At 59.7% G+C, this 9,016-nt stretch carries 4 protein-coding genes; all 4 read left to right on the top strand.

The window, feature by feature from the left end:
- The first annotated feature begins 639 nt into the window (after positions 1-639).
- The 4 genes from ACFE0K_RS08225 (at position 640) to ACFE0K_RS08210 (ending at position 8,658) form a co-directional block, all read left to right on the top strand.
- The gene (locus ACFE0K_RS08225) at positions 640-1,533 is read left to right on the top strand and encodes a TPR end-of-group domain-containing protein (RefSeq protein ID WP_434535606.1); all 894 of its coding nucleotides are present in this window, start codon (positions 640-642) and stop codon (positions 1,531-1,533) included.
- A gap of 174 nt (positions 1,534-1,707) precedes the next feature.
- Positions 1,708-2,667, top strand: a complete 960-nt coding sequence (folE2, locus tag ACFE0K_RS08220) for a GTP cyclohydrolase FolE2 (protein ID WP_434535605.1) — start codon at positions 1,708-1,710, stop codon at positions 2,665-2,667.
- A gap of 283 nt (positions 2,668-2,950) precedes the next feature.
- A complete protein-coding gene (locus ACFE0K_RS08215; RefSeq protein WP_434535604.1) occupies positions 2,951-5,581 on the top strand; it encodes a LuxR C-terminal-related transcriptional regulator in 2,631 nt (876 codons plus the stop codon).
- A 329-nt stretch (positions 5,582-5,910) separates the two neighbouring features.
- Positions 5,911-8,658 (top strand): peroxidase family protein, encoded by a 2,748-nt coding sequence (locus tag ACFE0K_RS08210; RefSeq protein ID WP_434535603.1) that lies wholly within the window; start codon positions 5,911-5,913, stop codon positions 8,656-8,658.
- Positions 8,659-9,016 lie beyond the last annotated feature (358 nt).

Raw genomic sequence — 9,016 nt, 5'->3', positions numbered from 1 at the left:
TGATGGAAACCGCATTGGCCAGGTCGCCCAAGGTGATTTCACCGTGGGCAGAGATCGCCTGCATGATAACCAGGTGCGGCGAGGTGAGTCCTGAGACCTTGCTCAGTTTCCTTGAGTAAAGGTCGGTGGCGCGAATAATCTGTCGTAAAGCGATCAGCACGTCTTCGTGTCTGGCCATTGCCGTGAGTTCTCTTGATAACAAAGTAATGTGACTGTTATTAGACATAGGATGTCTGCAATCACCTTTGAGATGTAAGGATTCAACCTCGCACCGTTCAGGGCAACGCCAAGTAATTCCTTGCTAAAAGTGATAAGCTATTTTAGAGATAAAACATTTAGAAGTCAAAGTAACTGCCGGCGGGAACCCGCCAAAACCGCGCGACGCTACGTCCTCTCTGGCCTGCGCGGGATTTGCCCCAAGCCCTGTAATAGGGCGAAATAACTCCCCTTGTTGAATCAATATTGTGCGTTTGGCAGAGCCTTTTGAGGCTGGGCTACTGTGCGGTTGTCCTGACCAATGTGCCCACAGTGGTGGCGCCTGGCAGGGCATAATGCGACCATACCGTGGGCCTGAAGCGACCGCTTCATGGGCTGTTTTTGAACGTAAGTCGACAGATTGAGGATAGAGTCTTGCAGACAATGCGACTTGCGCGCCTGGCTTTGCTGGGGGTGTTGTTTATGGGCCTGGCGCCCACGGTAATGGCGGAACCCGACGAGGCTCCCCGCCAGGAAGCTGAAAGCGAAATCGAAAAGGGGCCGGTGATCTCCCAGTTTCGGGAAAACTGGATCCTTGGAGAGCTGCGCAATCTCCGTCAGGACATGATGGAGTACCGTAACCAGATGAACCTGCTGGTCACCGACCGGGAGCTGGAAGTGGCGGACAAGGCCATGGGCTACGCCACCAATACAGTGACCTACTTCTTCTACCTGATTGCCGGCGCCGCCTCCATTCTGGCCCTGGTGGGCTGGTCCACCATCCGGGACCTGAAGGACAATGTGCGGGTCTACGCGGAAAAGGAAATGGCCCGCCTGACCAGTGAATACGAGGCTCGCCTTGCAGATCTGGAGCGGGAGCTGCGCAAGAAGTCCCTGACCATCGCCGAAAACCAGGAAGAGATCGAGCGTACCAACGAGATCCACAGCCTGTGGCTCAAGGCCACCAAGGAGCCCAGCGCCCAGGCCAAGATCGAGCTCTACGACCGGATTCTGGAACTGCGCCCGGACGACCCGGAAGCTCTGGCCTGGAAGGCGGATGCGGCCCTGGAGCTGGGTGAACAACGCTGGGCACTGAGCCTGTGCGACCGGGTGCTGGAAGTGGATGAAGAGAACTCCCATGCCCTCTACCAGCGCGCCTGCGCCTGGTCCGGGCTGGGTGAAATCGACAATGCCCTGACTGATCTGGAAGCTGCCATTCAAGCGTCGGAGACCCTGCGTCGTCATGCCCGCAGTGAAGAAATGTTCCTGCCCCTTCACAAGCTGGCCCGTTTCCAGGAGCTGGTCGGCAATGGCGAAGAGGGTGACCTTGCCGGCTGATAGCCCGCTTCTGTCAATCCCATAGACAAAGCCGCGCCCGCAAATGGTCAATTTGCGGGATACTTTCTGCTAGACTTGCCCCCCTTGTCAGTCAGGGCGATGACGGTCGGGTTACCGTTTTGTTCACCCGGAGGGTCCTACCATGGCCCCTTGCACGCCCCTATGGAGAATCCCATGACACGTGAAACGGGTGCCGGTGGCACCAAACAGATGCCGGACGTTGCGTCCAATTCCATGGTGGATCACATCCATAGCACCCTGGATTGGGTCGGCATGAGCGAAATCCATCTGCCAGCCCGGGTCAGTGACACCCTGGCCGGTGAGCGCCCGGTGAGCACGTCCATTCAGGCTTATGTGAACCTGGCCAATCCGGACGCCAAGGGCATTCATATGTCCCGGCTGTTCCTGATGCTGGAAGAGACCTTCGGCGACCATTCGGTCAGTGGCGCGTCCATCGAGCAGTTGCTGCGTAATTTCCTGCAGACCCACGAGGGGCTCAGTACCCGTGGCTTTGTGCAGCTGGACTTTGAATACTCCATGCGTCGCCCGGCGCTGAAGAGCAGCTACTCCGGCTGGAAGAGCTATCCGGTGAGCATCAAGGGCACCCTGTGTGAAGAAGGCATGCGTATCGAGATGTACGTGGAAGTGCCGTATTCCTCCACCTGCCCCTGTTCGGCGGCGCTGTCCCGCCAGCTGATTCAGGAACAGTTCCGCCGCGATTTTGCCGAAGGCAAAGTGGATGCAGAGGCAGTGTTCGAATGGCTCGGTACGGAAGAGGGCATCCTGGCGACCCCGCATAGTCAGCGCTCCGTAGCCCAGGTGCGAGTGTTGCTGGACCACACCGAAGGGGCTGCCTTCCCGATCACCGCGTTGATCGATTCCATCGAGGGGTCCCTGAAAACCCCGGTGCAGACTGCCGTGAAACGGGTGGACGAGCAGGAATTTGCCCTGCTGAACGGTCAGAACCTGATGTTCTGCGAAGATGCGGCTCGCCGTCTCAAGCAGGCCTTGAACCCGCAGGGGTGCTACAAGGATTTCTGGCTGCGTGTGAACCACCTGGAAAGCCTGCATGCCCACAACGCAGTGGCAATCGTCACCAAAGAAGTGGACGGTGGCTACCTGCCAATTCCCTGATCCACCCAGGGGATGTTGAAAAAGCCTCCTTCCTTAACGGGAAGGGGGTTTTTTTTATGGTCAATCTTCTCCGTTGGCGCCGCGCTCACAAGGCGAAAACGGGGCGTTCCCGTTGCCTGCCTCCCCTCAAAAACGGCTTTGTGATTTGCGGTCACGGTGCTACCCAGTTGTTCAAGTTGTGATCAAATGCCGGGCCGGCCGTGCCAATATCCGCTAGTTTGCATATCGGCACTGGCGTCCCAGCCCGGCCGACAACAATAAAAACACGCTAGGCAGACCAGAAATGAGTACGACTGATGCGTCTCGGCCCGCTGCGGGTCGGTTCTACCGGAAGGAACTGGTGGCATTGCTGGATCATTGTGTCCGGGTTCCGCTGACCCTGTTGCTGGCCCCGGCCGGGGCGGGCAAATCCACGTTGCTCAGCCAGTGGCAGACCGGGGCCGAGCCCGCTGCGGTGGTGTCCCTGAACTTGCGTCCGGCGGATGATGATCCGGTGCGCTTCCTGCGTCGTTTTGCCGAGCGCACCCGGGCAGTGGTGCCGGCCTTTGATACCTCCTGGTTCATGCCCTTCGATGTGGCCGAGTTGCCACCATCCTCCATTGCCGATGCCCTGTTTGAGGCGCTGGAGCAGGTCAGTGAGCCCCTGTTTATTGTCTTTGATGACTTCCAGCATATCCGTAGCCCGGAAACCCTCAGCGTCATCAGCACCCTGCTGGACCAGCCACCGGCAGACGTCCATCTGATTATTGCCAGCCGCACCCAGCCGTCCTTCGATGTCAGTCGACTGCGGCTGGACGACGCGGTGGTGGAGATCGGCGCCGCCGACCTGAAGATCCGTCGCGAGGAAGTCACTGCCCTCAATGAAGGCCTGGGTGGCACGGCCCTGGACGAGGACGAGCTGGCCCACCTGCTTAGCATCACCGAAGGCTGGATGGCCGGGGTCAAGATTGCCCTGCTGGCGGCCATGCGTTCCGGGATGCAGACCCTGCAAGACTTTGATGCCAGCCAGCCGGAGTTGATGGAGTACTTCGGCCATGCGGTGTTAAAAGGCCTGCCCGATACCGCCCGCACCCTGTTCATGCAGAGTTCACTGCTGGACAGTTTCAATGCCGAGCTGTGCGACCAGGTGCTGCACAGCGATCGCGCCGCCCGCCTGATCGAGGAGCTGACCTCCCGGGAGCTGTTTCTGATCCCGGTGCCCGGCAAGCCCGGCTGGTATCGTTACCATGCCTTGCTCAAGGATTTCCTGCGCGCCCGGGTGGCAATCGACATGCCCGACTGCATCGCGCCGATTCATCGCCGGGCCACCCGCTATTTCGTGCGTCAGCAGAATTTTCGCCAGGCGGTGTGGCACGCCAAACGGGCCGGGGACGACAGCCTGTTCATTCACTGCCTGGAGCAGGCGTTCGATTACTGGCTGCGTGAAGGCTATACCGCTCACATTCTCGACTGGGCGGAAACCCTGCCGGACGGGGTGATCCTCAGCCGCGATGAACTATCCGCCCCCTTGATCAGTACCCTGACCCTGTCGCGCCGTTTCTTTCGCGCCCGCTATTACCTGGATGCATTGAAAGAGGCGCCGCGCAACAGTGAGCAAGCCCGCGACAACCACGCCCGGGTGATCGATTTTCTGGAAATGCACTTGCAACTGTTCCAGCACGACACCGACTTCATGGAAGGGGCCAACCTGTCCTTGCTGATGGAAAGCAGCGGCCACCGGGATATCCGCGCCTTCTCCCTGGCCATGGTGGCTTACTACCATTTGCAGCATGGCCGGCTGGAATCCGCACTGGCGTTTTCCTGTCAGGCCCGGGACGTGCTGCAGCGGCTGGGGCATCATTTCACCGCCGGTTACGCTGGTTTGATTACCGCCCTGGCCAATCACCAGCTTGGCCATATCGGCGAAGCGGTCGCCTTGATCAACGAACACTTTCACGGTACCTCGCGGGATTGCCCGACCTGGTCCCTGTGGGCGACGGGCATGGTGGTGGTGCTGTACGACCAGAACCGGCTGGAAGAAGCCCAGCAACTGTGCGAAGACCTGTTGCCCATGGTGTCGTCTGCCTCGGCCACGGAAGTGATCTCCACCGTCTACCTGACGCTGTCGCGGTTACAGCACTTGCAGGGCAAGCAGAAGCCCTCCGAGCGCATGCTGGAAAAACTGCTCGGCATCCTGCAGTTGGGCAATTACCAACGCTTCGTCAACATGGCGGTGCTGGAAATGATGCGCCAGGCGTTCACGACCGGCCACTGGGCCAGATTGGACGCGGTGGCGGAACGCTTCGACCTGGCCGGCTGGGTGGCTGACAATGCCACGCGCACCCCGGCTACCTACAGCCAGAGCTGGGAACGCAAAGGGCTGGCCGCGGCCTACTGGCTGATCGCCAATGGTCGTCTTGCCGAAGCGGAAGCTGTATTACAGCGGTTGCTGGCGGTGGTGAAGGCGGCGGGCATCATGACCCGGGCCTCCATTATTGAGGCCAACCTGTTGGTGATCACCGGCAAGGGGCTTTCTGCCAGCGAGCAGGCCAAGCGCGTGGATGAGCTGGTGACCCGTTACGGTTTGCTCAACATTAATCGCTCTGTATTTGACGAAGCGCCGGGGCTGGCCAGCCTGATGCAGCGGCTATGGGGCAGTGGTGCCCTGATGTTGCCGGATTTCTATACCGAGCTGTTCCCCTCTGTGTTCGATGCGGCGCCCGTCAAAGCCCCCCTGGCGGTGGACCCGGATTCGGTACTCACGCCAAAAGAACTGGAGATCTTCGAGCTGTTGCAGGGTGGCCTGAGCAATGCTCATATCAGCGAAAAGACCGGCACCTCCGTCACCACCACCAAGTGGCACCTGAAAAATATCTACAGCAAACTCGGCGTCTCCAGCCGCACCGAAGCCGTCCTGCGCGCCGCTCCGCGCTAGCCCTTTCCTTTGCTTCTCGCCCTGCGCCCGCAAAGGGGGGAGCTACAAGCTTCAAGTTGCAAGCTACAAGGCGCGGAATACGTGGCTAGATTCTGAAGCGCTGTGCCCGCGTTTGCGTGTGCGCGCGGGCACGGCTATTGAGATTTTGAGGCCATCCACGCGCCTTGTAGCTTGCAGCTTGAAGCTTGTCCCTCGTTTCCAAACCATGACCCGGTTCGCGATTTACGCCCACCCCCTCCCGCAGGAGGGGGTGGAGGGGTCGACCCCGTTGCTAGAGTCCGGGCGTTGTCATCCGACATACCCCGAGAACAACAAGACGGAGGCTTATCATGGCTATGACCCCCTGGGTTACCTGGCCGGCCCTCACCAAATTCGGCACCCTGGGCGTTATGGGTGCGTTGTTGGTACTGGCCGGGCAGCGGGAAGACCTGCTCGAAAACAACATGTTCGACATGGAAAGCTGGGACGAAAAGAACGCCAGCATTGTCTGCGACGAACGCAGTCTCACCGCCCGTACCGAAGACGGCACCTGTAATATTCTCGACAATCCGGCGGAAGGTTCCGCCCACGCCAACTTTGGCCGTAACGTAGACCCGGCATCGGTGTATGCGGAGAACGCCAGTGGCAACCTGCTGACTCCCAACCCCCGGGAAGTCAGTAACCTGATCATGTCCCGTGGCGGTGATTTCAAGCCTGCCACCACCCTGAACTTTATCGCCACCTCCTGGATTCAGTTCATGGTGCACGACTGGTTCGACCACGGCCCGCGCACCGAGGCCAACCCGATTGAATTCCCGCTGCCGCCTGGTGATGTGCTGGGCGATGGCACCATGTCCGTGCAGCGCACCCGTCCGGACCCGGACGTTAGCGGCGATGAATCCATCGTCACCTACGAGAACATCAACACCCACTGGTGGGATGGCTCCCAACTCTACGGTAGCGACAAGGACACCAACGACGACGTGCGCTCGTTCGTGGACGGCAAGCTGAAAGTGGACGGCAACGGCCGCCTGCCCACGGAATTCCTCAGCGGCAAACCGATCACCGGGTTCAACGAAAACTGGTGGGTGGGGCTGAGCATGATGCATCACCTGTTCACCCTGGAGCACAACGCCATTGCCGACATGCTCAAGGCCAACAACCCGGGCAAGTCCGATCAGTGGCTGTTCGACAAGGCGCGCCTGATCAACTCCGCGCTGATGGCCAAGATCCACACCGTGGAATGGACTCCGGCGATTCTGGCCAACCCGGTATTGGAGCGGGCCATGTACGCCAACTGGTGGGGCCTGGGCGGGGATCGCGACACCCGCGACAAATTCCAGGAAGACCTGGATATGCTCAACAACAACCTGGGCCAACTGGGCAGCCTGTTTGATCTGGTCGGCATCGATACCGGCCTGGGCGACAATCCCACCAGCTCCATTGAACACGCCCTGGCTGGCCTGGTCGGCTCGCGCACCCCGAACGATTACGGCGTGCCCTACACCCTCACCGAAGAATTCGTTTCCGTGTACCGCATGCACCCGCTGCTGCGTGACGAGATCAAGGTGTACGACATCGGTTCCAACATCGTGGATCAGGAAATCCCCATCCAGGACACCCGCAACGGCGATGCGGAAGACCTGCTCGGTGACGTGGGCCAGGACCGCCTGTGGTATTCCTTCGGCATTACCCACCCGGGCTCGCTGACCCTGAACAACTACCCGGATTTCCTGCGCAACCTGTCCATGCCGCTGATCGGCGACATCGACATGGCCGCCATCGACGTACTGCGTGATCGTGAGCGTGGTGTGCCGCGCTACAACGAATTCCGTCGCCAGATCGGCCTCAAGCCAATCACCAGTTTTGAGGACCTGACCAGCGATCCGGAACTGCTGGCGGACCTGAAGTCGCTCTACAACAACGACATAGAAATGATCGACACCCTGGTCGGGCAACTGGCGGAAGAAACCCGCCCGGAAGGCTTCGGCTTCGGTGAGACCTCCTTCCAGATCTTCATCCTCAATGCCTCCCGTCGTCTGATGACCGACCGCTTCTTCACCACCGACTACACCGACGAGGTTTACACCGCCGGTGGCATCGACTGGGTGGAAGATCACACCATGGTGGACGTGATTCGTCGTCACTTCCCGGCGCTGGCCACCAGCCTGGTAAGCATGAACAACGCCTTTAAACCCTGGGGCCTGAACATGCCCGACGACTATCAGGACTGGTCCGCCCAGGCCAAGCAGGATCACCTGTGGGTCAACGGCGCCCTGCGCACCAGCTACGAAGAGAGCGAAGTGCCTGCCATCGAACCCATCGACATCGGCGGCCTGATCAACTCGGTGCTGTGGAAGAAAGTCCAGGATGTCACCGACGTGGCACCCCCGGGTTACAGCAAGCCGATTCACCCCCGTGGAGCCCTGGCCAAGGTGCAGTTCCAGTCCGCCGCCGGCCATAACTACAGCGGCCTGTTCCAGGGCGCCGACCACGGCCTGCTACGCCTGTCTGTCACCGGCGACCCGTCCGACCGCGGCTTCGCCCCCGGCCTGGCCCTGAAACTGATGGTGGATGGCAAGCGCTCCGAAAACGTGTCGGCGCTCTATACCCTTAGCGGGCAGGGCGACAACCACAACATCTTCGCCAACGAACTGTCGAACTACGTGCAGGCGGAAGTGAACGAAACCCTGGGCACCACGGCGTTGTTCTCACTGGTCTCCACCAAGCCCACACTGCTGGTGATGAACGACATGGCCAAAGTGAACCAGGACGGCAGCACAGCAGGCAGCGTCAAAACGCCGACGCAGGTCTACTTCGTGCCCAACCCGGATCTGAGAAACACCATCAGCACCGCCCCCCACGATTTCCGTGATGATCTCACGGCCATTCCGGCGGGCACCAAGGTGTACGACGTCTACGGCACCGACATGCAGATCCGTAAATCCATCTGGCCCTGGGTCACCGCGCGCTACGCCCGCGAGCGTCGCAACAGCGCCGTCAAAATCGGCGAACTGGTCACCCAGTCCGAGTTCACCCTGTCCCAATTCGGTGACACCGGCATCTTCTTCAAGCACCAACGCTATGAGGACCGTTAAGGGAGAGCGGCGCTAACAACGCCACCACCAGGCCCGGGCAGCCACACGCTGCCCGGGTTTTTTTATATTCCAGCTTCACCACCACATCCCGTGGGAGCGGTCGTTCGACCGCGAAACCCGCTTAGTTCAGCCCTTACTGCATTCCAGAAAACACTCCATCCTATGAATACTCTTCCCTGTGGGAGCTATGCTTGCATGGCGAACTTTCAATCCGCTAACGCAGCCTGTGTTCAACAGAACGAACGAATAATTTGTAGGATATGGCTTACAGAACACGCTAAGAGGTTGGTATAGGGTATTTGAATAAAGGGGGGCGGGGGAGGATAAGCAATAGGTAGCTCGTTCGACTTAATACGCT

Source organism: Alcanivorax sp. (assembly GCF_051117345.1).
In the GTDB taxonomy this organism is placed as follows: Bacteria; Pseudomonadota; Gammaproteobacteria; order Pseudomonadales; family Alcanivoracaceae; genus Alcanivorax.
This window is presented reverse-complemented; position numbering and strand designations above follow the sequence as displayed.

Coding starts and splice junctions, on each gene's coding strand:
- ACFE0K_RS08210 (WP_434535603.1), top strand. CDS start 5,911: ATGGCTATGACCCCCTGGGTTACCTGGCCGGCCCTCACCAAATTCGGC.
- ACFE0K_RS08215 (WP_434535604.1), top strand. CDS start 2,951: ATGAGTACGACTGATGCGTCTCGGCCCGCTGCGGGTCGGTTCTACCGG.
- ACFE0K_RS08225 (WP_434535606.1), top strand. CDS start 640: ATGCGACTTGCGCGCCTGGCTTTGCTGGGGGTGTTGTTTATGGGCCTG.
- folE2 (WP_434535605.1), top strand. CDS start 1,708: ATGACACGTGAAACGGGTGCCGGTGGCACCAAACAGATGCCGGACGTT.